Source organism: Ruegeria atlantica (genome assembly GCF_001458195.1).
Classification (GTDB): domain Bacteria; phylum Pseudomonadota; class Alphaproteobacteria; order Rhodobacterales; family Rhodobacteraceae; genus Ruegeria; species Ruegeria atlantica.
Genome location: NZ_CYPU01000018.1, coordinates 122,811 through 147,174, shown reverse-complemented (window position 1 = coordinate 147,174; position 24,364 = coordinate 122,811). Strand labels below are relative to the sequence as shown.

The window sequence follows — 24,364 nt, the reverse complement described above, 5'->3', positions numbered from 1 at the left end:
CTTGGGAGAACGGATTTTGTGAAAGCTTCAACGGTCGCATGAGGGACGAGCTGTTGAACGGGGAAATCTTCTACTCGCTCAGAGAAGCGCAGATCATCATCGAAGAATGGAGGAAGCACTACAACACCAAACGACCACACAGTGCACTGGGTTATCGCCCTCCGGCACCAGAAACCATCATCCCGATGGAACACAGGCCGATCATGCACTAACAATCACGTTGGACCCGTCAGATAGGGCTGCTCACCGGAAACCATCGTACCGATGGACCCAGACCGATCATGAACAAACATTCAAACTGGCAATTCAGGTGGGCTGATCAGCGCCGAACGCTCTTGTCTTAGACTTTACAGTGAAAAATTTTTGGGGCCTGGCCATCTTTGACAGGTCGGGTTCTGCCAGAGATTTGGTAGGTCATGTAGTGTTCAAAACCACTAGTTTGCGCATAGCAACTCACTGGCTTTTTCACCGATCATGATTGCCGGAGCATTTGTGTTGCCGCTGACGATTTCCGGCATGATTGAACAATCGGCGACGCGCAGGTTTTTGATCCCTTTGACCTTCAGGTTTGGGTCTACAACAGAGCTTTCCGAAGTGCCCATCGCGCAGGTGCCTGTCGGGTGATAGATCGAGACAGAATTCGAGCGCGCCCAATCCAAAGTGCCTTCGTAGTCATCGCGGGACAGATCAGAGGTTGGTCGGAACTCTTCTGAAATCTTAGAAGCCAGTGGATTATGCCGGGCGATGTCCCGCGCGATGTTCACGCCGTCGACGATCGTTCTGCAATCAGTTTCCGTCGACAAATAGTTTGGAATGATCTTGACGTAATTGGCCGGATCGGGGCCATCCAGACGCAGTTCTCCGCGGCTTTCCGGCCTCAGCTGACAGACGGACATTGTGAAGGCAGAAAACGGGTGCACGCCCTCTCCGGGGCTGTCGGCAGACCAGGGTTGAACGTGGAATTGAATGTCAGGAGTCTGAACTTCCGGGCGGGTTTTCAGAAATCCGGTGGCCAGGCTGGCCGCCATTGTCATAGGTCCGGCCCGGAATAGCGCGTATTTCAGCGCGATCCGTGCCTGATTGAACAGGCTGCGCACTTCATCATTCAGCGTTGGCTCGTTGCATTTGAAGACCAGGCGTGCCTGCAAGTGATCCTGCAGTCCTTTGCCGACGCCGGGCAGCGAATGAACGGGTTCAATGCCGTTGGCCTTCAAGTGATCCGGGTCTCCGATGCCTGACAACATCAAAATCTGAGGTGAGTTGATGGCACCACCGGACAAGATGATTTCGCGGCGCACTTTGATCGACTTCACTTCACCCGATCGGTCGCGATAAAGAAGCCCGGTTGCTTTTTTGCCGTCCAGTTCGACCTTGGTTACCAATGCACGGGTGATGATGTTCAGGTTCGGCCTGTTCCTGATCGGTTTGAGGTATGCAACGGCCGCACTGCAACGACGACCATTCCGAGTGGTCAGCTGAAAGTAGCCAACGCCTTCCTGATCGGCCCCGTTGTAGTCAGGATTAAACGGGTAACCCGCCTCTTGGGCGGCGGCTACCCAGGCGTCACAGATCGGTCGCTGAATGCGCATGTTGGATACCGACAGCGGGCCGCCCGTACCGTGAAACGCATCTTCGCCGCGTTCCTGATCCTCGCTGCGTTTGAACAGAGGCAAGACGTCATCCCAGCCCCAGCCGACGTTACCCATCTGACGCCAGCGGTCATAGTCCTCTTTCTGACCGCGAACATACAAAAGCCCGTTCAACGAGGATGATCCCCCAAGAACCTTTCCGCGCGGCCAATCGATCGAGCGTCCATTCAAACCTGGATCTGGTTCAGTGCGGTAACACCAATCCAATGAGGGGTTATGCATGGTTTTGAAGTATCCAACCGGTATGTGAATCCACGGGTTGGTGTCAGGTCCGCCAGCTTCCAACAATGCCACTGTTGTGCTGGGGTCAGCGCTTAGCCGATTGGCAATGACACAGCCCGAAGAGCCTGCTCCGACGACTGCATAATCCACCTCCATGACGGTCTCCTCTCAAGGTAACTGAAAAAAACACTATGCAAATTGCTGGAACTATACTAGCATTTTTTGATACAAAACGTCTCAATAATTGCGATCAGGGAGGTAAGCAATGGAGATCGGTAAGAAACTAAGCGGTGTCTCACGGCGGGATTTTTTCCGCGTAGCCGGGCGCTATGGCATGAGTTCAACGCTGCTGGCAGCGGGTGGCTTTGGCGGCGCGATGAGTTTGGCCAATTTGGCGCAAGCTGCAGAATCAACTTATGAAAAAAGGTTCTCGAAAGAACCCAAGCATACGCTGAAATTTGGTGCTTCGGGCTTCAATACACGCAACCTGCTGATCGAACGGGCAGGGGCCATCGAATTCGCCCGAGATCTGGAAGAACGCACAGACGGTGAGATTCGGATCGAGTTCATTGGCGACAACCAGATCTGCGGACAACTGAGCTGTGTTGAGAAGACTCAGCAGGGAATCGTCGACATCTATGCGGCGTCGACCCAGAACTCTGCGGGCGGTGCGCCATATCTGAACGTGCTGGACTATGCCTATATGTTCCCCAGCAGGGCGGCGCAGTATCATTTCTTCTACAGTCCCGACAGCCAGCGCATTCTGCGAGACCCGCTTGAAAAACGTCACGGGTTGAAATTCCTGTTCACACACTGCGAACTACGCGGCCTGCAGATGGGCTCGACCTTCTCTGACAAGCCGACAGTCACCAAGCTGGAAGAGCTGTTTGGGACGAAGAACCGTGTAACGGGGACTCAGCTTGGCCGGATCGCCATGCAGCTGCTGAACCTGAATCCCGTGCCGGTGGCATGGGAAGAAACATTGGACGCACTGAAGACGGGCCTGATCGACGGAGCGGAAACTTGGGCATCAGCCGTTGCCTACGCAAACATGGCTCCGGTCGTCTCGCAATCCGTCAATCTCAAATTCTTCTGCGGTACTGAACATACGTCAATGTCGGCCAAAGTGTTTGACGGTCTTGGCGGTGAACTTCAGGACGCAGTAATGGAATCGTCCTATTTCACGCAGGCCCTTATTCAGGGTGCAAACGAAGCTGCATTGCTGAACACGGTTGGTTTCTCGGAACCACAGCTGCCCAACACCATCTTTGCGGAAAACGGTGTACGTGCAGCATTCCTGCCGGACGATCAGATCAAACTGGCCGAGGAAATGTGTGCGCCGAACTTTAATCCTGAACCCTGGGCGCAGTGGCGCGAGCGGCTGAACAAATGGGCCGGTGGTATCGACACCTATCAGGAAATCTACGACATCGCGCGGCAGATCCCAGCAGACACACTGCCCGAAAACGTTGAGCCCCGCCGTTGGTGGAAAGGCGCGGCCTGATCTAACATTTCGAACCGGCCCCTCGGGGCCGGTTTCTCTAAACACCGACTGGGAGGACGGGGTTCATGTCACTATGGGCAGATATCGGGGCAATTTTCAGCGCCTTGCTCACTCGCGATTCATTCGAAATCCAATCCGCATTGGAATCTGACGCCGCCTGGGTTGTCGGTACTGTTGCCGCCGCGCTCGGCGGTTTTCTTGTAATGCTGATCTATCGCAAAGTGCCCTTTGTTGAACGCCACTTCGAACGGTCGATCATGGTCTATTCCTACCTTGCCATTGCGCTGATCATCTTCTGGGGTGTGATTGACCGCTTTGTCTTTAACGATCAGGAACCCTGGTCTACCACCATTCCTCCGCTTCTGTTCATGATAATGGCCTGGTTTGGTGCGTCCTATAATGTCCGCCTGCGCACGCATCTTAGCTTCAGCGAGTTTCGCACCGCGATGCCGCGCGGCGGTCAACTGGCCTGTCTGTTTCTGGATGCCATTTTGTGGTTCATCTTTGCGGTCATCGTGATCGTGACCACAACACGCCTCGTTGCGCTGTCAGCCTCGAACTTTCAGATCGTGCTTGGGACAGACAACATCATGCAGTGGTGGTTTCTGTTGGCCGCGCCTGTGTCCTTCTTTTTGATGGTCGGTCGCGTGTTTCAAAACCTTGCTGACGATCTGCACAATTGGAAAACCGGAGAGCCGCTGATCAAGCAGGCCGTGATAGGGGCAGACTGATGACAGACGGAACTTTAGTTACACTTATTTCGCTGGGCGTGACGTTTCTGTTCATGTTGGGCGTGCCGGTGCTGCTGGTCATCGGATACTGGGTGATCGGATGCTCATTCGTTCTGGGGCTGACACTCGACAATATGGGTGCAGAGCTACTGAACGTGTTCAACAAAGGCTTCGCCTTGTTGGCGATGCCGCTGTTCATCCTGACCGGCGACCTGATCAACAAATCGGGGATCGCGCGGCGGCTGAGTGATTTTGCCTATTCCTGTTTAGGCTGGATACGCGGCGGGCTGGCTATGGCATCGCTTGGGGCGTGTGGATTGTTTGCCGCGATTTCCGGGTCGAACTCTGCAACGACCGCAACCATCGGTTCAATGCTGCACCCTGAGATGGTCAAAGGCGGCTATGACGAACGCTTTAGCGCGGCCACGGCGGCGGCGGGCGGTACGGTTGGGATCATCATTCCTCCATCCATCATCTTCATCGTCTACGGGTTCTTGATGAACCTGCCCATTTCCGAGCTGTTCGTCGCCGGTATCATACCTGGTGCGCTTATGGTTTTTGGTATGCAATTCGCGTGCTGGATCATCTGTCGGATCAATGGATGGGGACACCTGATTCCGCTGCAACTGAACCGGATTCTCAAAACGGCATTTGGTGCATGGCTCGGCTTTTTCGCCATCGGCCTCGTGCTATGGGGCATCTATACAGGCAAGTTCTCACCGACCGAGGCGGCGGGTGTAACCGTTGGTTTCTGTGTCATCGCGGGCTTGGTCAGCTATCCGATCAACCGGATCATGGGCGCGCGGGATAATATCTCGCCCACAGACAAAAGCTTTGCCGAAATGCTAGTTGTCGAAGGATTCACGATCCCTGAGATCCCCTCGATCGTGATCCGTTCGGCTCAGATCACGGGTATCCTTGCGCCGCTGATCGCGATCTCGGTGGTCATGCAGCAAATTCTGTCGCTGCTTGGAGCACAACAAACGATCGGAGATTTCGTTACCTCAATGGGTGGGTATTACGCAGTTCTGTTCACATCGATGGTCATTGTCTTCTTCTCGGGCATGGTGCTGGAAAGTTTGCCGGTGACGATTATCCTTGCGCCGATCCTCGCGCCAATTGCTGCGTCGGTAGGGGTCGATCCGATCCATTTCTCGGTGATCTTCCTGGTTGGTGCATCGATCGGGTTCATAACGCCGCCTTATGGCCTGAACCTCTATGTTGCGTCCGGTGTGACAGGCGTGCCTTACTTCCGACTGCTGCGTTATACGGTGCCTTACCTTGTGGCGTTGCTGTCTGTGTGGATTTTGGTCTCTCTGGTGCCTGATCTGGCCTTGATCTTGTTGCCAAACAACTAGAGTTTAGCGGGATGGCAAACGCAGACACGCGAGACAGAGAATCCCAAATCCCGACGAATCTGCGGTTGCTGGTTATTCTTGAAGAGGTTGCAAAGCGCGGGGTCGCAGTCAAACCGTCAGACCTGATTGAATCATTGGGTCTGGCGAAGCCGACAATCCATCGCCTGCTTCAAACGGCTGAGACTGAAGGGTTCCTTCAACGTGATCTGGATGGGCGGTCTTACGGTCCCGGGCCACGTTTGCGGCAGCTTTCGGTGAACACGGTTTCGTCGGAGCACCTTCGGACAGCCCGCCTTGCGATCCTCCGGGGCATCGCCGATGAAATTGGCGAGACCTGCAACCTCGCCATCCCGGATCGAGAAGGAATGATATATCTGGACCGGGTAGAAACGAAATGGCCCCTGAGGATTCAATTGCCGATTGGCACTCAGGTTCCGTTTCATTGCACGGCCAGCGGCAAGATGTATCTGTCCACGCTTCGTGAGAACACGTTGGACGGGTTTCTGTCTGCTAGTAAGCTGAACGCGAACACTAAGAAAACAATAACTGACCCAGAAGCCCTGCGCGCCGAATTCATCAATGTTGCGTTAAAAGGATATTCGACAGACGATGAAGAGTTTATGCCGGGAATGACTGCCGTAGCTGTTCCTGTACTAGAAAAAAACAATAGGCTCGTGGCCACTCTGTCAGTTCACGCTCCAACCCAGCGCCACGATTTGGAGAGTTTAATGCAGTTTGTTAAATTGCTGCAGGTCGGAGCCGGAAAAATTTCGGGATTGCTCGTATCATAGATACGTTTTGAAAGACTTGTTACTTAGCGAACCTTCAGCAATTTGGTCGTGCCGCAAACTTTTGGTCTTGGCTAACGGCCACTCAGGTTCCAGCGTCTTTCCCAGCGAATAGTTGTCCAACTAGTATCAGGTTGAACTTCTTGAAAGGCTTCCATTTCCCAAAGGATACGGTGCTATACGCTTTGTATTGCTTTCTTCGACTCCCTGTATCCTTTCGCGACTTGGAGGAGATCATGGGTGGACGCGGTGTGCGGTTAGCCCATACCATTTTGAACAGGTGGGTTGCGATATTTTCGTCGTTGATTGCAGCGCGAGTGCTAGTGAAGAAACAACCCGCGCCGATGTCTTGGCGCTTGGACGATACTTATGTACGTGTTCGTGGAAATTGGATGTACCTCTATCGCGCAGTCGACAAAATAGGAAATACCCTTGATTTCATATTGTCTGAGCGCAGGAATAGTCCGCGGTCAATTAGGTTAATTTGCCAAAGTGCTGCCCACAAATGGGATTCCGGACAAGATCGTGATTGACTAGAGCTTAGCCAATGCGGCCGGTATTTGGGAGGTTAACATGATCTTGAGGCGGATTGGCTGTCTTGCAAGTATTCAAACGAATAGGCCTAAGGATTGAATAACATGATCGTGCAAGATCATCGATTCATAAGGCGGCGTGTTCGACATGTGTGAGGGTTCAAGTCATTCGAAGCCGCGTTGGCCACTTTAGAAGGGATCGACATCGCAAGGATGAACCGAAAGAGGCAATTCCGCTGGGCTACGACCTCAAGCTTTCGGTTACTTTCGGAGCTCTCTGGATAAGTGCTTCAAAACAAATGACAATCCCAGCCATTCCGAAGTTTTGCGATACAACCGATTGGAGCAGCATAAGCTATCGTAAGCAATGCGATTCTACGCTTAGGCCGGTTCGGCTCCTGCATTTCAGTTTGTACGTTTGTGGCCGGAAGAGTTCGATCGCCATAGGCCCTGCGATTGGGCACGCGGACTTGTTCCTTGCGTTCAAGCCTATGATCGGTTCAAACTGGGTCCTCGCCAATTGATGTTCGGCTGTCCTAAAGATTGATCGGGTCTTTTAAGGGGCTATCGCGCTGATAAAGAACAACAAGATCTCGTCGAATGTTAGCACCCACAGACAAATCGAAGACCGAACAGCAAATAGCTTTCGAGATTTTTGTTCAGGCGGAATTTGCCTATCTGGAGCTGTCTTCCATCATTACAGTTTTGCAGACAGCCAATGATGTTCTCAACCGCGATCTATTTCGGTGGCAGATCACGTCGGACAAGCCCGGTCTGGTGTCCAGCAGTTCAGACCTGATTGTGCGGGCAACGCCTGCTATCTCTGACCAGTATCTGAGCGATTGCCTGTGTGTTGTGGGCGGTCAGTTGGGAGATGTCAGCACATGGCTGCGACGCGTCCGGGCAATGCAAAAACACAAACGACCAGTTGCCTTGTTTTCGGACGCGGCACGCGAATACATTAAGGCGACAGTGCAACAATCCGGGCCGGTCACGGCACATTGGCGCGACATTGGTTTGCTGCGTGAGATAGGGGATTATCCCATGCTTTCTGAGAGTCTTGTTGCCCGAAATGGAACAGTGTTGACTTGCGCCGGGCACGGTCATACCGCCGAGGCGATTATCGGCATTCTTGCCGAGGTTCTTGAGCCTCAAGACAGGGCTGAACTGGCCTGTCAATTGATGCTGAACGACGTTCGGGGCCACGCGCAAGAGCAACCCAAAGGCCTGAGCGCGAACCCGAATTTCCTGGAAAAGCGGCTGCAAAACGCGATCCGCATCATGGAAGAAAACACCGAACACCCGTTGCCAACGGCCAGGCTTGCCCGCCGCGTGGGCGTATCCACCCGGCAGCTAGAGCGTCAGTTCATGCTGCACCTGAGCACATCGCCCGGAAAATTTTATAGAAAGATCAGGTTGAAAAAAGCGTTTATCCTGGTCTCGAACTCGCAAATGCCGATTATTGACATCGCCATTGCTTGCGGTTTTGCGTCAACCTCCACGCTTGCCCAGACATTCAAGGCCGAATACGGCAAAACACCAAAACAACTGCGGCGCACGGAGTGACCATTATACGGCCACTGGAATTCCTGGCAGGTTATGCTGAGGGGCGAAGGGTCTTATCTGCATCGCAAAGGCGGTAGACATTCACTTTCCTTGAACGTCCTTTGACCGTGAATTCGCCGCAGTCGATCAGATGAAAAGCCGGGCTGATCAGTCGGGCTGTGGCATCGCTGATCAAAATCGTGGTTTGCTCGTCACTTGGCAGTTCGCCAACCAGGGTCTCGATCCGGGCACAGGTGTTCACTGTGTCGCCGATCACCGTGTAATTCATCCTGTCGACGGCCCCGATATTGCCGACAATCAGCGGTCCAGTGTGCACCGCGATTTTGACGCCGTACTCGACGCCAGCCTCAGCTAGTGATCGCTTGATTGCCATTGCAGCCCGGCAGGCGCGTTCGGCATGGTCTGTCTGGTCCTGCGGCGCGCCCCAGAACGCCATCGCCGCGTCGCCGATGTATTTGTCGAGCGTTCCGCCCTCGGCTTCGATACATCGGTTCAGGATCTCGAAATGCCGGTTCAGCATTGCTGCCGTGGCTTGTGGCGTCATGGCCTCGGATGCGGGTGTGAATCCCACGATGTCGGCGAACATGACGGTCAGTTCGACTTCGCGCGGCAACACAAGGTTAGGGTCTCCGGTCTTTAACATTTGCCGTACAAGGGTTCGGGGCAAATAAGTTTGAAACCAGCGCAGCCCGTCGAGCATCTTGTTGAAGGCAACAGCCTGAAGGTTCAGTTCAGAGACCCGAGAGGGGGGCAGGTGGTCGATTTGGTTCAGATTCAGCTCGCTGATTTTGATGGCTTCTTCGGTCGACCTGTGAATGGGTGCCGCCAATCGTCTGGCCAACACAAGCGCCGCAATGACCGAAGCGATCAGTAAACCAAGACTGACCAAGGCGGCATCACTCAGCCGGGACCATTGGTTGCTCCAATCGCTCAGTGGAGAATACTGCCCGATCACCCACGGCTCAGATCCGAAGCCGCTGACGATGCTTGTCAAAACCAGGTGTTCTCCGTCCAGCGCCTCGACCACATATCCGACAAATGTTCCATCGTTGCCCTGAAACTCGGGTGGCTGCATCAGCATTTGTGAGATGACCGCGTCATCAAGTGCTGCGACCGAATGCAAGGGGGCGTGTGAGCTTAACGTGTTTGCAGACAGGTTCAGCAATTTGGGATGGGCCAGAACGCGGTTGTCACCGTACAGAACAAAACCGGTTGCCCCGTATTTCCCGCTTAACTCGTCGACCAGGCCCGAGAAATGGTGAACGGTAGAAGAAACGAGCACGGCCCCGAGGAAAATACCGTCTTTATAGGCAGGTACAGTCGCTGAGATATGTGTCCGGCCCTGGTCAAAGAAGGGTTCGTTCCAGAACAAACCATCATAGCCTTTAACATCTTTAAGATACTGAAGCGTGCCTGCAGCCGGAGGCTCGTATGACGTTATTAACCGTGGCCCCTCAACATCCGTGATATGTGTTGAAATGAACAGACTGCCGTCAGGATACACGATGGCAAGATCTGTCAGATACGGGACCGAAGCCACCACGCCTTTGAAGTAGGCTTTCAGAAAATCGGTGTCGTGCAGATCGACTTCACCCGTGCTTGCGTCTTCTTGAAGGGATTGTGCCAGTTCCTCGATCGGTGTCGTCAGGCTGAAGATATCGTCTTCGATGGATTCGACGATCATCGCGGCAGACGTATTCAACAGTTCCGTCGTGTTCTGAAAATTGGCATAAGTCGAAACCAACAGAACTGCGCCAGCCGATATTGCCACCAGTCCGCCAATGGTCAGCGCCAGCAGAGTGGAAATTCGGATTTTCAACCTTGTTTGGCGGTTGCTTTGCGCCTGGGCGCTTTTGTCGATCACGCCAGTGTGCTGCGTATGCTTGTCTTCGTTGACCATCTTTGAACGATATTTAGCTTGGCGACCCGTTACAACGCCTCGTTGACTTCTGAGGCGGGATCACCGCTAGCCAAGATAGGCACGCAGGCTTGGCGGCGGGTTGTCAAAGAGTTCCGCTGTCTGAACGGGGGCATGCACCGTTTCGTCTGCAACAAGTACGGTTTGGTCGGCAATACGGCGTGCATCCTGCGGATCGTGGCTGACCATCAACAGGGTCGTTTGGGTTTCGGCCACCAGATCGGCCACCAAATCCAGCATTTCGGCTTTCAAGGCTGGTCCAAGGGCTGCAAACGGTTCGTCCAAAAGCAACAGTTCGCGCCGCTGCACAAGTACGCGGGCCAGGGCAACCCGGCTTTGCTGTCCTCCGGACAGTTCCGAGGGTTTGCGCGCGCCCATACCATGCAAAGAAACCCGGCCCAGAGCGGACTGAACTTGAGCATCCTCGTCTTCGGACAACCGACCGTTTGGGCGCAGGCCCAGGGCGATGTTTTGTTCAGCCGTCAGATGCGGAAACAGGTTTCCGTCTTGAAACAGCATCGCCATAGGGCGCTTGCCGGGATGCAAGTTGGAAATCTGTTGTCCACTCCAAAAAATCTGACCCTTTTTCAGATCCCGAAATCCAGCGATGGTCTCTAGCAATGTGGACTTGCCCGCCCCGGACGGGCCGACAATGGCAATGCTGTTGCCAACCTCGATCTGGATATCGGCGTTTAGGGTGAAATTCCCGTTTTCAATCACGCAGTCGTCAAGCTTCAGCATGCCAGCGCCCTCCTCGGTCCAATAGCCAGAATGCGCCCATGGACAGCAGCAGCAGCAGTAATGCCCCGCCGGCAGCAGCCTGCATCTGATAGGCACCCATCAAGCGGTAGATTTGCAAGGGCAGGGTCGCGATCTGCGGATCGGCGAATAGGGCGATCACACCCAGATCACCCATTGACAGAGCCGTCCCAAGACCAGCGGCGAACCTGATCTGCGGACGCATGCGCGGTAGCAAGATGCGCGTGAAAAACGTCCACTTTGTCATATCCAATGAAAGCGCGAGACGTCCGTGCCTGGCGGTTATGTCACGCGCGGCGGGGACCAGAATGCGTAAAGCAAAGGGCAGGGCCATTGCAGCATTCACCAAAGCAGTGACAGGCAGAGCCAATGTCGTCGGGTTTGCCAAAGGCCGGATTAGGATGAACAGGCCCGTACCGATCACCAGTGGTGATGCCGCCAAACCCAAAATGCCGCTGAGTTCCACAAGCCCGTACCGGCCGCTCGCGACGGCGGTGGCCATAGGCAAAGCAAGCAAAAGCAGGACTGCGGTGCTTGCAGCGGCAACAAGGACTGAGATCAGCGCAGCCCGAAAAACGATTGCGGGCATGTCAAACAACCCGGCAGCTCCCGAGATTACGACCGATGCCAAAGGCAGTAGCAAAAAGACGGCCGCTGCGACGATCCAGAATACATCTATCGTCGGCGCACCCCCATCCCAGCGGCGCAAGGCGCGATCGAGACCTGTTCCAAAACCGTCCCCGCGCGAAAACTTCAGCGCCACTAAAGCGGTCGCAGCTGTCAGGGCAAGTTGCAGAGCGGATAACAGGGCGGCGCGGCCCAGGTCGAAATCGTAGGTGAAGGCCTGATAGATTGCCAGTTCGATCGTTGTGGCCCGTGGCCCTCCGCCCAAGGTCAGGGCGACGGCGAAACTGGTCAGGCAGATGGCGAAGATTACTGCAAGAACCCCGGGCAGGGTTCGTTTGAGCATGGGCATCTCGATCAGTCGAAACATGGCCATGCCATTGCAGCCCAGTTGTGCGGCCAGGCGAAACCGTTCTGCAGGAATTTCCTGCCAGGCTTGCAACACAAGGCGTGTGGCCAGGGGTAGGTTGAAGAACACATGCGCCAGTACGACCCCATGCAAGCCGTAGATGCGTATGGGCGGCAGGCCGAAAATGCCGAGGATGTCCGAGATCCATCCCGACCGGCCAAAGACTTGCAGCAGACCCAGAATGGCAACGATGACCGGCAGGATGAAGGGCGCGCCCAAAAGCGCAATTAAAGCCCGTCGGCCGGGGAACCTCCGACGTGCCAAAGCCCGCGCAACCGGCACGGCCAACACCACGCTGAACAATGCGGACAGCGTGGCTTGGGTCAGCGTGAACCGCAGCGCAGCCCAGTCGGCGGGACTGAACCCGCCGCTGGTTTCAGCACGCAGTGCAACCGCCGCAAGAGTGCCCAGGATCAGCGCGGCGACCAGAGCTGCCGCACCGATACCGGGCCATGGGCTTACTGGCTGAGCGCGTTCTGCCATTCTGCCAGGGCCTGATCCCGCACGGCGGCGGCTTCATCGGGAGAGAACAGCAGCGACTTTGCCGGCACTGTCAGGGTGTCAAACCCTTTCGGCAAACCTTCTGCCGGCGTTACAGCCGGATACATCCAGTTTGTTGTTGGAATGATCTGCTGGAACGCGTCCGAGACCATGAACTGCAAAAACTGATCCGCCAGTTCGGCCTGATCCGTCGCGGCCAGTTTTGCGGCGACTTCAACCTGCAGGTAATTGCCTTCGTCAAAAGCAGACGCAGCCTTGCTGCCATCGTCCTCGGCAATCAGGTGATAGGCCGGAGATGTCGTGTAGCTGAGAACCATGTCCGACTCGCCCTCAAGGAACAGGCCGTATGCCTCGGACCAACCTTTGGTGACCGTCACGATGTTGTCGGATAGACCAGCCCAGATTTCGGGTGCTTCGTCACCATAAGCCGCTTTGACCCACATCAGCAGACCCAGACCCGGCGTGGACGAGCGAGGGTCCTGGATGATGATCTTGGTGTCGCTGTCCGCCAGCTCCCGGAAGTTTGCAGGCGCGGTCGCATCCGCTTTGTGAACGAAGGCGAAGTAGCCCCAGTCATAAGGTGTGAACGTGTCATCGGTCCATTCGATCGGCAGCGCGAAGCCGGCAGAGACGGAATTGGGCGCAAACAGGCCCGTTTCCCGGGCCGATGCAATCAGGTTGGTATCCAGCCCAAGGACGACGTCGGCGTCAGAGTTTTCACCCTCAAGCCGGACACGCGACAAAAGTGCGGCACCATCTTCGACGCCAACAAGGTTCAGCTCGCAGTCGCAGGTTGCCTCAAAGGCTTCTTTGACCTGCGGGCCGGGGCCCCAATCGGATACAAAGCTGTCATAGGTGTAAACGGTTAGCTGAGGCTTGTCGGCGGCGATGGCCGTAGTTGCACTCAGAAGTCCCGCAGCAATTAGCAGATGTTTCATGTCATCCTCCATTGCGGCGAGAGGGCAAGGATGGATGAAACCGAAACCCTTCCCTCCGCCGGTTCTAGCCGGTTCAGGTTCTACGGGTTCGCTTGATAAGCATCTCAGCGCGGCAGGCCGTGCTCCCCGAGGTGAGGCCGTCACTAGGGGGGATTGGCTAGAAAGACAACCAAATTCGGTGCCTCAGCACGGTGCGTGTCGCATGCGGGTAAGTAAACCTGTCCGGAGTCGGACGCCCTTTGAACCTGTAATGCTATTGGTTCAAAGGGCCATAGGGTCAGAAGTAACGCAGCCAAATATAGACGTTCGCGATCATCAGGGTCAGGATCATGATCGGGAATGCAATTTTGGCGAAGGCGATGAAGCCGATGGGCTGCTTGGCCTTTTCCGCAAAAGCAGCCACCGTAAGGTTGGCGCTTGCCCCCAACAGTGTGCCGTTGCCGCCCAGACAAGCGCCAAGCGCCAGCGACCACCACAAGGGTTCAATCGCGTCTTCGCCGCCAAATGTATCCGCGGTGGATTCGATCAGAGGGATCATTGTTGCCACAAACGGGATGTTGTCCAGAATGGCCGACAGGATGCCAGAGGCCCAGAAGATGAAGAACGCGGTCCACATCATGTCGCCTTGGGTCAGCTCCAGCACTTTCTCACCGAAGAATGCCAGCAGTCCAACATGTTCGACACCGGCAACGATGACGAACAGCCCACCGAAGAAAAAGATTGTGACCCATTCAACTTCACCAAAGATGTGGAGAACCGACTCCGACTGTTCTTCACCGCTTTGGTGGCCATAGGCCAACAGCATCAACAGGCCTGCACCGGCCAACGCTGACGTACCCGGCTGAATGCCGTAGCTGTGCCCCAGCGTGAACCCCAGCAAAACCAGAGCCAAAACGGCCAGAGACTTGATCATCAAGACAACATCAGTAACCGCTTCGGATTCGTTGAACCCCATAATCCGATCGCTGGCCGATTTCGGAATGCGGGCCAGTTCCTTGCGGTTCATAAGGTAAATAATGCCGGTCAGGACAACCAGACATATGGCCGAGATAGGCGCCAGGTTCACCACGAAATCGTTGAAGCTCAACCCTGCGGCCGAGCCAATGATGATGTTGGGCGGGTCACCGATCAGCGTCGCTGTTCCCCCCACGTTCGAGGCCAGGATCTCGGCGACAAAGAACGGGAACACACGCGTTTCCAGGGCTTCAGTGATCAGCAGCGTAATCGGGGCGATCAGCAATACGGTCGTTACGTTGTCCAGCAGGGCCGAAAACACCGCCGTAATCAGCGTCAGCATGATCAGGATGCCGGTTGGATTCGCTTTCACCGCTTTTGCGGCCTTGATCGCTACGTATTGGAACAATCCGCATTTGCTGGTGATCCCCACGATGACCATCATGCCGATAAGTAGTGCCAGAGTGTTGGCGTCCACACCCGCCACGGCCTGTTCCTGATTGATGATGCCAAACAGGACCATCAGGGACGCGCCCAGCATCGTCAAAATGGCGCGGTTGACCTTTTCTGTGATCAGGACCGCATAAACCAAAATCAGAATTCCGGTCGCGACCCAAAGCGGATCTATGCCCAATAGTTGTGGAACAGAGAGAGCGGCCTCTCCGTGTGACGTCGAATGCGTAGCCAAAGTTTTAGTCCGGTTTGTATAGGGTTAGCTGAGTGCGCGATCCAAAAGCGAGTTGGCGCTTACGGTGCCAACGAAACGGTTGGTTTCGGGCTCAACAAGGATCACGTGCCGTTTGTATTTGTAGATCAGGAAGATACCTTCCATCACTGGCGTGTCGGGTGCAGCAACGGGGATGTTCGAGGGCCTCGACATGTTGTCGCGAACCTTTTCGGTCTTCAGCCGCTCCATCTGTTGTTCGAAATCTTCCCGCGTCAGGTTCATGAAGCTGAGCGAGTCGATCGCGACGCGCGACGCATCATCATTCAGACCGATTGTCGCCGCTTTCGGCAGGATCAGTTTCAGCAGCGTTGGGGCAGTAAAGACGCCAACATAAGTTCCGTCTTCAGCCACGACAGGCAGAAATCGTGCCCGGCTGCCCCTGATGATGTTGAAGGCCGTGGCGATGCTTTCATCCGGCAGAATGGTCTTTTGTACCTCAGACGGTACCATCACGTCATAGCAGGTTAGGCCCATGCTTTTCCTCTGACTTCACGCGGCTATCGGGTGAAACGCCATCCAACAGCCACAGGGCACGCCCTATTTCGGCTTGTTAAAGCGTGTCAGGGCGAATCAAAATTTGTTGATGCGCACTGATTCCATTGCCGGGCGGAATTGACCAGCCCGGTAATGAAATTAAGTTGTTGTCCTTCCGTTATTCGCGATGTAGACCAATAACGGAAGGTTGGTTTCAGCTTGGGTTTGCGTCAGTGGCGTTTTGTGCCTCAGCTTTCGTTTCCGAAATAACTGGGGCTGCCTTCGAGGCGAGGAAAGCCGTAGTCCCTCAAAGGCGCGGGTCAGCCGTAATTCGGTGCGCGTTTTTGCAGTTTGGCCGCAACGCTTTCGGCGAAATCCGGGGATTGTAGCTGCGCGGCAAAAATCTTGATTTCTGCGGCCATGTGTCCGGCCACTTCGTCACGCTGATTGCGGATCAGGGCCTTTGACTGCTTGAGCGCAACTGGGGATGAGGCTGCAATGGCTTTTGCGATCTCCTGGACTTCGCTCCTCAACTCACCGTCGGTAAAGACGCGCGCGACCAACCCGTGGTTCAGGGCCTCGGATGCCGTCAGAACCCGCCCGGCCAGCAAGACGTCATTGGCGACAGCCATTCCGAGGGACGCAGGCAGCAACATCGAAGAACCTGCCTCGGGCACCAGACCCAGTTGGACAAATGGAGCGCTGAACGTAGCGCTGTTCGCGGAATAGACCAGATCGCAGTGCAGCAGCATGGTCAGGCCAACACCAATTGCAGAACCGTTGACTGCGGCGATCAGGGGTTTCGGACAATCCCGGATCGCATTCAGGAACCGAATAATCGGATTTTCTGCGTCACCCGCCGGAAGACCACCTGTCATAAAGTCCTGCAGGTCATTCCCGGCTGTGAACATATCGCCTTCACCAGTGATGACCAGCGCCCGGGCTTGATCGGTTTGACCGTATTCTTCGATGGCTTCAGCTATCGCGGTATACATGGCAAAAGTGATCGCGTTTTTCTTGTCTGTGCGAGAAATCGTGACTGTGGTGACGCGATCCCGAGTGCTGACGATGATATGTTCTCTCATGGCGTTATTCCTTGGATGTCCGGCGGAATTTGTGCCGCGTCGGCTGTGGGTTTCGTGCATGTGGGCAAGTTCGTATGCGGGCAAATAGCCTGCGTCAACAAATCAGGGCGGTTACCTCACGTCGCCGGGCGAGTGTGCCAGATTGATCCCCACTGCTGAATTCAGTGGTGCCTTAACTTTGCAGCGCAGCTACGACTTTTTTTAAATCTGGAGGAGATCTACGTCTTTTTGCATAAGCTATCCGGTAATCCTGCCGCAAAGGGATCGGCGACATGCTCATCCTGATGAGGGTCTCCGACTTTAAATCCATCGCGGCTATTTCTACTGAACAAGCGCCCCCAGGAACAGGCGCTTTCAGCCGGGCAATCCGTTTCCGGTCAGAGCTTTTGAATTTCTTATGCTCTCCAAAAAGACTATCCATTGATAAAACCATGTTTCAAGCCCTGCTCAGGATAACAGGAAAGGAGGGTCGAAGATGCGTGATGCCATAAACTTGGATTTGTATCCACTGGACCAGCCGGGCAGCATGGCCTGGCACAGCCTGATCGAACGCTGCAAAGTCGATCTTTCTGAGAATGGACTTTTCAACCTGCCTAGCTTTGTTCGCGACAGTGCGCTGGAATCGGCGGTGTCTGAGCTGCAACCGGTTTTCGCTGAAGAGGCTTTTGTCCATGCACGGCGGCACAACATCTATTTCAGGACGTCTATCGATGGCCTCGGCAGCGGCCATCCGGCCCTGACCCAATTTGAAACATCTAACAGGACGATTTGCGCCGATCAGTTGGGGCAGGCCTTTGTCATCCGCCTGTATGAATGGCCGCCATTTGTGCAGTTTCTGGCCGCGGTCATGGAAAAGCCTAAGCTTTTTGTCATGGATGATCCGCTGGCTCGCGTGAATGTAATGGCTTATTCAGCCGGGCAGGCCCTGAACTGGCATTTCGACAGGTCCGAATTCACCACAACGCTGCTGTTGCAAGCGCCATCTGCGGGGGGCGAATTTGAGTACGAAAAGGACCTACGTAGTGATGACAACCCTAATTTTGACGGGGTGGCTGAATTGCTGGAAGGTCGGCGCAAGCCCACGCTCATGAAACTGCAACCGGGGACTTTGAACATCTTCAAAGGCAAAAACACGGCGCACCGCGTCTCGCCTGTTCAAGGCGACCGCGACCGTATGATAGCCGTGTTTTCCTTTTATGATCGGCCAAACGTTCAGTTCACAAACGAAGAAAGCATCGGGTTTTACGGGCGCGCGTCGTGATCCGGGATGACGCACGCCTGGCCTGTAACCAGTGTCCGGATCGTTGATCCCGACACCGCTACGGGCTCTGACTGCGTCGTTCTGTTGGGAATTCTAGAAGACATCTGGTTGAATTTCCAAACGGGCGAATGCCGCGAGCACCGAAACGAAAAAACAAGTTTCCGAGATGCCCTGGTGTCCTCGGCGATGTTCAGCCCGCTCTGGATTTCCATGCCAAAACGGGCTGCCGGTCAGATCACAGACATTCCGCCAATGTTTTCGCGATGTTCCTGATCATTTGCGGGTACAGCTTAGCCCCGGGTTCAAGATCAGAACCTAGTGGATCTATCACACCGGTATTCGCTTCGGTTCCGTCCAAGACAGTGGCGACGATGCCTGGGTTGAATTGCGGCTCTGACAGAACACAATTGATCCCTTCTTCGCGAATGCGCCCCTGGACCTCGGCAATCCGCGCGGGGCTGGGGTCTGAAGCATCCCCGATGGAAATCGCACCTGACGCTGGGAAATCAAAGGCGTTCTCAAAGTACTGATAGGCATCGTGAAAAACGATAAAGTTGCCACCGCGAACGGGTTCCAGAGCTTGGTTGATCTCTGCAGAGAGTGCTGCCATCTCTTCACGTGCCGCAGCTGCATTTGCGAAATAGGCGCCTGCATTGTCTGGGTCCGCTGCAGAAAGCTGAGCAGCAATCACGTTCAACCAGGTGTTGGCATTTTCCGGCGAAAGCCAGGCATGCGGATCGTGATCGCCATGCGCGTGGTCATGATGGTCATCGTGGCCAGCATGCTCGTCGCCGTGGTCATCATGATCATCACCTTCGGCATGCTCATCGCCGTGGTCGTGATCGTCATGATCGTTTTCATCAGCGTGATCCTCGTGATCGTGGTCGTCATGATCTTCGCCTTCGGCATGCTCGTCGCCGTGGTCATGGTCATCATGCGCTTTGTCTTCGGCGTGATCTTCATGACCGTGGTCATCATGATCATCACCTTCAGCGAGCTCATCATCGCCGTGATCGTGCGCCTCAAACAGAGCACCTTCGCGGAAATCCAGTAGGACGGTGCCATCCGCTTCGAGCAGGGGGGTGACTGTCGCTCCGTTGGCCAGGTTCTCGACGGCGCCTTCCATCCATGGGGTCAGGTCCTCGCCAATCCAGAATACCAAATCCGCATTCTGCAGGGCAGCCGCCTCGGAAGGGCGGAGGTTGTATTCATGCGGGGACGCGCCGGCTTGTACGATCAGGTTCGGTGCGCCAACACCTTCCATCACGCGCGCCACCAATGAGTGCACCGGTGCAATATCAACTGCAACATTTGGGACATCGGCCATCGCTGTGCCCCCCATCAACGCAGCCGTGATCGAAACAGGAAGAAGCTTTCTGGACATCAAACCCTCTATGTGATTTTATAACGTTGCGAGTGGCATATATGATATGGAATAACATGACAAGTGAGAAGAGACCTGCTCCTGCTGAAGACTCCGCCCTTGTCGGATTCCAAAAGCACGACCACGCGCACTGCGTCGAAAGTAGCCTGACCGTTGCCGAGACCCGGTGCAAAGAAGAAGGTCTGCGGCTGACTCCCGTGCGGCGCAAGGTTTTGGAGATGCTGCTGCAGGAACATCGGGCCTTGGGTGCCTATACAATTCTTGATCGATTGCGCGACGAAGGCTTCGGATCGCAGCCACCAGTGGCTTACCGCGCCCTCGATTTTCTTGTCGAGAACGGGTTTGTCCACAAAATCGAACGGTTGAACGCATTTGTCGCCTGCGCACATCCAGGTGCAACGCATTCCCCGGCCTTCATGATTTGCAGGAAATGTGATGCTGTGGCCGAAACACATTCAACACCCGCGAAGGGAGAGCTGGGCGCAGCCGCCCGGGCAGTGGGTTTCGAGATCGAGCGGACCGTTGTAGAAGCCGAAGGCGTTTGCCCCGACTGCACCGAAAAGGCGTAGAAATGAACCTGATTACCGTAGAAGACCTCAGCGTTAGCTATGGGGCCAATACCGTGTTACGGCACATTAACATGGGGGTCGAACCTGGTGAAATTGTGACCATCGTCGGCCCTAACGGTTCGGGTAAGACAAGCCTGCTGCGCGCCATAATCGGTGCAATCAAACCGTCTGCCGGGCAGGTAAAGCGAAAGCTGGGGCTGAGAATTGGCTACGTCCCGCAAAAGCTGCATATCGACCCGACCCTGCCGATCACCGTCGAACGGTTTATGCGGCTGACCCATCGCGCGTCAAAGAAGGATTGCGCGACTGCGCTGGAAACGGCCGGTGTGCCCGATCTGCTCAAGCGCCAGATGTCACAGCTTTCGGGCGGACAATTCCAGCGCGTGCTGCTTGCGCGGGCCTTGATCAACCGTCCCGAAATCCTGTTGCTGGATGAGGCCACGCAAGGGTTGGATCAGCCCGGGTCGGCTGCGTTCTATCGCCAGATCGAAGACGTGCGTCAGGAGACAGGGTGCGCTATCATCATGATAAGCCACGAGCTCCACGTGGTGATGAGCGCCTCGGACCGGGTGATCTGTCTGAACGGCCATGTCTGTTGCGAGGGCTCACCTGCGGTTGTGGCCTCGGCCCCCGAATACCGCGCGTTGTTCGGAACCGGAACAGGTGGTGCGCTCGCTCTTTACCGCCATGATCATGATCACAACCACGATCATGATCATGACCATGGAACAGATTCACAGGAAGCCGCAGAATAATGCTTGATGATTTCATGACCCGGGCCACACTGGCCGGAGTGGGCGTGGCCTTTGCTGCAGCGCCGCTGGGGTGTTTCGTAGTATGGCGCCGTATGGCCTATTTTGGCGACGCCACAGCGCACGCAGCCATTCTTGGCGTGGCCTTGTCGCTAACGTTTCAGATGTCGGTTTTTACAGGTGCGCTGGCCGTCGCCTTGTTGATGGCGCTGACCGTGACGCTGTTGGCAGGTCGTGGGTACGCAATGGATACGTTGCTGGGTGTCATGGCACATTCCGCTTTGGCATTTGGTCTTGTGGCGGTTTCATTCCTCTCCGGTGTCCGGATTGATTTGATGGCCTATCTGTTTGGCGACATTCTGGCCGTATCCCGTTCGGATCTGGCCGTCATCTGGGGCGGCGCTGCACTGGTCGTAATTTTGATTGCCTGGCGTTGGTCCCAGCTGTTGACGGCGACGTTGAACGAGGAACTAGCCTATGCCAGCGGGTTCGACCCCAAGCGCGAACAACTGATATTGACGCTTGCACTGGCCATCACGGTGGCAGTCGCCATCAAGGTCGTGGGTGTTCTGTTGATAGCGGCGATGCTCATTATTCCAGCCGCTGCGGCGCGCAATCTGGCGCGGTCACCGGAAACGATGGCCCTGATTGCAGCGGCAATTGGGGCGACGTCTGCTGTGGCTGGGTTGAGGGCGGCTTATGTCTTCGACACGCCGGCCGGGCCCTCGATTGTCTGTGTTGCCGCCATTTTGTTTGCCTGTTTCAGCCTGCTTGGTTGGCAAGGCCATACCAAGCCCTGAAGGCGGTCCAAACATGGGGCGTACAGGAAGCCGCAGGAAGCATCCTCGGTGACCGCTAGTTGACATTTTAGTTTATCATCTTCCCCTATTTTGCTTGCATCCTTTCGCGGCAGATTTGCTGTGCAAGTCACCCGCCGGGCTACCGTGCGCGGTGTTGCCACGACAGGCTGGTCGCATTTTGTCTCCTCCTATTTCAATGAAAAGACTGTGATATCAATATGCGGAATCAAACACCTAGACAAATCCCCCTGCGCATAAGAACCTGTGACCAAACAAAAACAGGGAGAAGATTGATGAAATTGATTGCTGGCCCAGCTCTGGCCTTACTTTTCTCGACGACCTCGGTGCTTGCTGCAGGCGATGGGACCTGCGCCAAAGGCAAGACCCTAACAGAGGGCACCCTGACAATCGCAACAGGTAATCCGGCCTACTATCCTTGGGTTATGAATGACGCGCCCGAAAGCGGCGAGGGATTCGAAGCCGCCGTTGCTTATGCAATCGCCGAAAAAATGGGCTTCGACCAGGACAATGTCACCTGGGTTCGTACAAGTTTTGACGAAGCGATTCAGCCCGGCGCTAAGAACTTTGACTTCAACATGCAGCAGTACTCGATCACTCCCGAACGGGAAGAAATGGTCGATTTCAGCCTGCCCTATTACACCTCGGCCATGGCGGTTCTGACCACCCAGAACGTTGTCGATTCCGGCGCAGAAGCGACGTTGGACGGCCTCAAGGATTTGAAGTGGGGCGCTGTGGCCACGACGACAGCGATCCCGATGCTGAACGACGTGATCCAGCCGTCTAGTGAACCGTTGCTTTACAACGACAATGCTGATGTGAATGCGGCTATCATGGCCGGCCAGATCGATGCCGCAATTTATGACCTTCCTACGGCACTCTATCTGTCGGCCGTCGTGGTCGAAAACGGTGCATTGCTTGGCCAGTTCCCTGCGGGACAATCCGAAAGTCCTGATCAGTTCGGCCTTTTAATGGAAGACGGCAACGCTTTGAAGGACTGCGTCAATACGGCCATCACAGAACTGACCGAAAGCGGCGAGCTTGCCGCGATTGAAACCCAATGGCTGTCCGAGGCTACAGGTGTACCGGTCATCGAATAGATGGAAGAAACGTCATTGCAAAAAGACTCGGTTGAGCGCCCTGCCGCGACGCCCACGCGTCGCGAGGTTTATGAAGCTGAGGTACGGCGTCGCTCAAATCGTATCGCGCTGATTTCGGTGGTCAGCGTGGCTCTTGCCATCGTCGTCCTCGTCCCGCTTGCCCCCGGTTGGGAGGCCGTACAACGCTCGTTTTTCAACGGCCGGGTCTTCGTCGAGACGTTTCCTGGATTGCTCGAAGCCTTTCTGATGAACGTGATGATTTTTGCGTGGTCTGCACCGCTAATCGCGATCACGGGTCTGGTTATCGCGCTGTGTAGGGACACGCGCGCACCTGCGCTTTTTCCGCTGCGGCTGTTCGGCATTGCATATACGGACATCTTCCGTGGCCTGCCAGTGGTTCTTGTTATTTACATTATTGGATTTGGCGTGCCCGGGTTGGGCCTGCCGAGGCCTTGGAACAGCCCCTACATTTGGGGCACGCTGGCGCTGGTTTTGGTCTATTCGGCCTATGTGGCCGAGGTGATCCGCTCGGGCATTGACTCTATCCATCAGTCGCAGCGATCCGCCGCCGCCTCGTTGGGGCTAAGCGATCAGGACACCATGCGCTATGTGGTCCTGCCGCAGGCCATACGAAACGTCGTTCCTGCCAATATGAACCTGTTCATCGCTTTGCAGAAGGACGTAGCGCTATTGTCCTTTATCGGCCCGGTTGAGATTTTCCGTCAGGCTGGTGTTTACAAATCGCTCTATGCCAATTTTACGCCTTATGTGGGCGCAGCGCTTATCTTTCTTGCGCTGACCATACCAGCCACGCGGTATGCAGACTACCTTATGAACAAGCAGAACAGGGCCCGTACATGACAGCAAAGTTATCCTTGCGAGGGGTGCGGAAACGGTTCGATTATCACGAGGTATGCAAGGGTATTGACCTGGATGTAGCTGAGGGCGAGATGGTGTGCCTGATTGGTGCCTCAGGTTCTGGCAAATCCACACTCTTGCGCTGCATGAACCTGCTTGAACCCATCGATGACGGCGAGATCTGGCTGGACGGGAAAGACATCTCTGAACCGGGACTGGACCCACAGCCGGTGCGTCAACAGATCGGCATTGTGTTCCAAAGCTATAACCTCTTTCCCCACATGACGGCGGTAGAAAACGTGATGCTCGCGCCACGTCGTGTACGAGGACTGAGCAGAGACGACCTGCGTCCGCGGGTGACCCAGCTATTCACGCGCTTTGGGTTGGGTGACCGGATGGAGCACTATCCAGACCAGCTATCGGGCGGCCAGCAGCAGCGAGTGGCTATCATCCGTGCGCTGGCGATGGAGCCGCAGATCATGCTGTTTGACGAGATTACAAGCGCACTGGATCCCGAGCTGGTAGGCGAGGTTCTGGACGTGCTGAGGGACCTGCGAAAGCAGGGTATGACCATGGTACTAGCCACCCACGAAATGGGTTTTGCACGTGAGCTGGCAGACAAAGTGTGTTTCCTTGATGCCGGACGCATCCTGGAACAGGGCCCGCCCAAGGTGCTATTTTCCCAACCACGCGAAAAGCGCACCAAGGCGTTCCTGTCGCGCGTGTTGTGATGTTGCTGCGGTCCTGCGTTTTAACAAAAGGCTACGCTAAGCGTGATGTCGAAAAACTGGCAGGCTGCTGGCGCAAAAGACGCTGCAGTGGGCGACCGAACTCTGGCAGCAAGAACTCTGAGCGATCTTACCCAAGTCGCGCTCATCATGC

The 24,364-nt window shown here is 55.3% G+C and carries 23 protein-coding genes, 1 pseudogene and 1 riboswitch; of the genes and pseudogenes, 14 read left to right on the top strand and 10 right to left on the bottom strand.

Annotated features, from left to right (window positions below):
* Positions 1-212, top strand: a 212-nt coding sequence (locus RUA4292_RS05555; RefSeq protein ID WP_145974877.1) for an integrase core domain-containing protein, incomplete at its 5' end; no start/stop codon positions are given.
* 222 nt (positions 213-434) lie between these two features.
* Here the strand turns inward: RUA4292_RS05555 and RUA4292_RS05550 are convergent.
* The gene (locus tag RUA4292_RS05550) at positions 435-2,027 is read right to left on the bottom strand and encodes a GMC family oxidoreductase (protein ID WP_058276700.1); all 1,593 of its coding nucleotides are present in this window, start codon (positions 2,025-2,027) and stop codon (positions 435-437) included.
* Between the two features lie 109 nt (positions 2,028-2,136).
* Between RUA4292_RS05550 and RUA4292_RS05545 the strand changes: the two genes are divergently transcribed.
* The 6 genes and pseudogenes from RUA4292_RS05545 to RUA4292_RS05525 all read left to right on the top strand — a co-directional run bounded on the left by RUA4292_RS05545 (position 2,137) and on the right by RUA4292_RS05525 (position 8,351).
* The gene (locus RUA4292_RS05545; protein WP_058273422.1) at positions 2,137-3,375 is read left to right on the top strand and encodes a TRAP transporter substrate-binding protein; all 1,239 of its coding nucleotides are present in this window, start codon (positions 2,137-2,139) and stop codon (positions 3,373-3,375) included.
* A 65-nt stretch (positions 3,376-3,440) separates the two neighbouring features.
* The gene (locus RUA4292_RS05540) at positions 3,441-4,106 is read left to right on the top strand and encodes a TRAP transporter small permease (protein ID WP_058276699.1); all 666 of its coding nucleotides are present in this window, start codon (positions 3,441-3,443) and stop codon (positions 4,104-4,106) included.
* Positions 4,106-5,464, top strand: coding sequence for a TRAP transporter large permease (locus RUA4292_RS05535; protein ID WP_058276698.1), 1,359 nt, complete (start codon positions 4,106-4,108; stop codon positions 5,462-5,464). The genes RUA4292_RS05540 and RUA4292_RS05535 overlap by 1 nt, the downstream gene beginning before the upstream one ends.
* Before the next feature lie 11 nt (positions 5,465-5,475).
* The gene (locus RUA4292_RS05530; protein WP_058276697.1) at positions 5,476-6,255 is read left to right on the top strand and encodes an IclR family transcriptional regulator; all 780 of its coding nucleotides are present in this window, start codon (positions 5,476-5,478) and stop codon (positions 6,253-6,255) included.
* 131 nt (positions 6,256-6,386) lie between these two features.
* Positions 6,387-7,070: pseudogene (locus tag RUA4292_RS23880) on the top strand (IS6 family transposase).
* Positions 7,071-7,385: 315 nt separating this feature from the next.
* A complete protein-coding gene (locus RUA4292_RS05525) occupies positions 7,386-8,351 on the top strand; it encodes a GlxA family transcriptional regulator (RefSeq protein ID WP_058276696.1) in 966 nt (321 codons plus the stop codon).
* A gap of 31 nt (positions 8,352-8,382) precedes the next feature.
* Here RUA4292_RS05525 and RUA4292_RS05520 read toward each other — a convergent pair whose 3' ends face one another.
* The 8 genes from RUA4292_RS05520 to RUA4292_RS24715 form a co-directional block, all read right to left on the bottom strand.
* Entirely contained in the window at positions 8,383-10,251 is a 1,869-nt protein-coding gene (locus RUA4292_RS05520; RefSeq protein ID WP_058276695.1) for an adenylate/guanylate cyclase domain-containing protein, read from the bottom strand.
* Between the two features lie 66 nt (positions 10,252-10,317).
* Positions 10,318-11,010: a thiamine ABC transporter ATP-binding protein gene (locus RUA4292_RS05515; RefSeq protein ID WP_058276694.1), complete on the bottom strand. Its 693-nt coding sequence runs from the start codon at positions 11,008-11,010 to the stop codon at positions 10,318-10,320.
* Complete coding sequence (locus RUA4292_RS05510) at positions 10,997-12,544, bottom strand: thiamine/thiamine pyrophosphate ABC transporter permease ThiP (protein WP_058276693.1); 1,548 nt, start codon at positions 12,542-12,544, stop codon at positions 10,997-10,999. The genes RUA4292_RS05515 and RUA4292_RS05510 overlap by 14 nt, the downstream gene beginning before the upstream one ends.
* Positions 12,520-13,500: a thiamine ABC transporter substrate binding subunit gene (gene thiB, locus RUA4292_RS05505; RefSeq protein WP_058276708.1), complete on the bottom strand. Its 981-nt coding sequence runs from the start codon at positions 13,498-13,500 to the stop codon at positions 12,520-12,522. Before thiB ends, RUA4292_RS05510 begins: the two co-directional genes overlap by 25 nt.
* 33 nt (positions 13,501-13,533) lie before the next feature.
* Positions 13,534-13,639, bottom strand: a riboswitch (TPP riboswitch).
* Between the two features lie 138 nt (positions 13,640-13,777).
* Positions 13,778-15,142 carry an ArsB/NhaD family transporter gene (locus RUA4292_RS05500; protein ID WP_058276692.1) on the bottom strand — a complete coding sequence of 455 codons (1,365 nt, stop codon included), beginning with the start codon at positions 15,140-15,142 and terminating at the stop codon, positions 13,778-13,780.
* Positions 15,143-15,166: 24 nt separating this feature from the next.
* The gene (locus RUA4292_RS05495; protein WP_058276691.1) at positions 15,167-15,655 is read right to left on the bottom strand and encodes a CBS domain-containing protein; all 489 of its coding nucleotides are present in this window, start codon (positions 15,653-15,655) and stop codon (positions 15,167-15,169) included.
* Positions 15,656-15,975: 320 nt separating this feature from the next.
* Complete coding sequence (locus RUA4292_RS05490; protein WP_058276690.1) at positions 15,976-16,740, bottom strand: enoyl-CoA hydratase; 765 nt, start codon at positions 16,738-16,740, stop codon at positions 15,976-15,978.
* 172 nt (positions 16,741-16,912) lie between these two features.
* Positions 16,913-17,161, bottom strand: coding sequence for a hypothetical protein (locus RUA4292_RS24715; RefSeq protein ID WP_158506965.1), 249 nt, complete (start codon positions 17,159-17,161; stop codon positions 16,913-16,915).
* Between the two features lie 54 nt (positions 17,162-17,215).
* Here RUA4292_RS24715 and RUA4292_RS05485 point away from each other — a divergent pair, with 54 nt between their 5' ends.
* Entirely contained in the window at positions 17,216-18,001 is a 786-nt protein-coding gene (locus tag RUA4292_RS05485) for a HalD/BesD family halogenase (RefSeq protein ID WP_058276689.1), read from the top strand.
* A 235-nt stretch (positions 18,002-18,236) separates the two neighbouring features.
* On the opposite strand, the gene RUA4292_RS05480 is transcribed toward RUA4292_RS05485, so the two are convergent.
* A complete protein-coding gene (locus tag RUA4292_RS05480; RefSeq protein WP_058276688.1) occupies positions 18,237-19,385 on the bottom strand; it encodes a zinc ABC transporter substrate-binding protein in 1,149 nt (382 codons plus the stop codon).
* A 56-nt stretch (positions 19,386-19,441) separates the two neighbouring features.
* Between RUA4292_RS05480 and RUA4292_RS05475 the strand changes: the two genes are divergently transcribed.
* The 6 genes from RUA4292_RS05475 to RUA4292_RS05450 all read left to right on the top strand — a co-directional run bounded on the left by RUA4292_RS05475 (position 19,442) and on the right by RUA4292_RS05450 (position 24,213).
* Complete coding sequence (locus RUA4292_RS05475; RefSeq protein WP_058276707.1) at positions 19,442-19,954, top strand: Fur family transcriptional regulator; 513 nt, start codon at positions 19,442-19,444, stop codon at positions 19,952-19,954.
* Positions 19,955-19,956: 2 nt separating this feature from the next.
* Positions 19,957-20,709 carry a metal ABC transporter ATP-binding protein gene (locus tag RUA4292_RS05470; protein ID WP_058276687.1) on the top strand — a complete coding sequence of 251 codons (753 nt, stop codon included), beginning with the start codon at positions 19,957-19,959 and terminating at the stop codon, positions 20,707-20,709.
* A complete protein-coding gene (locus tag RUA4292_RS05465; protein WP_058276686.1) occupies positions 20,709-21,506 on the top strand; it encodes an iron chelate uptake ABC transporter family permease subunit in 798 nt (265 codons plus the stop codon). The genes RUA4292_RS05470 and RUA4292_RS05465 overlap by 1 nt, the downstream gene beginning before the upstream one ends.
* A gap of 293 nt (positions 21,507-21,799) precedes the next feature.
* Complete coding sequence (locus RUA4292_RS05460) at positions 21,800-22,624, top strand: ABC transporter substrate-binding protein (RefSeq protein WP_370737410.1); 825 nt, start codon at positions 21,800-21,802, stop codon at positions 22,622-22,624.
* A complete protein-coding gene (locus RUA4292_RS05455; protein WP_058276684.1) occupies positions 22,625-23,485 on the top strand; it encodes an amino acid ABC transporter permease in 861 nt (286 codons plus the stop codon).
* Positions 23,482-24,213 (top strand): amino acid ABC transporter ATP-binding protein, encoded by a 732-nt coding sequence (locus tag RUA4292_RS05450; RefSeq protein ID WP_058276683.1) that lies wholly within the window; start codon positions 23,482-23,484, stop codon positions 24,211-24,213. Before RUA4292_RS05455 ends, RUA4292_RS05450 begins: the two co-directional genes overlap by 4 nt.
* The last annotated feature ends 151 nt before the right edge of the window (positions 24,214-24,364 follow it).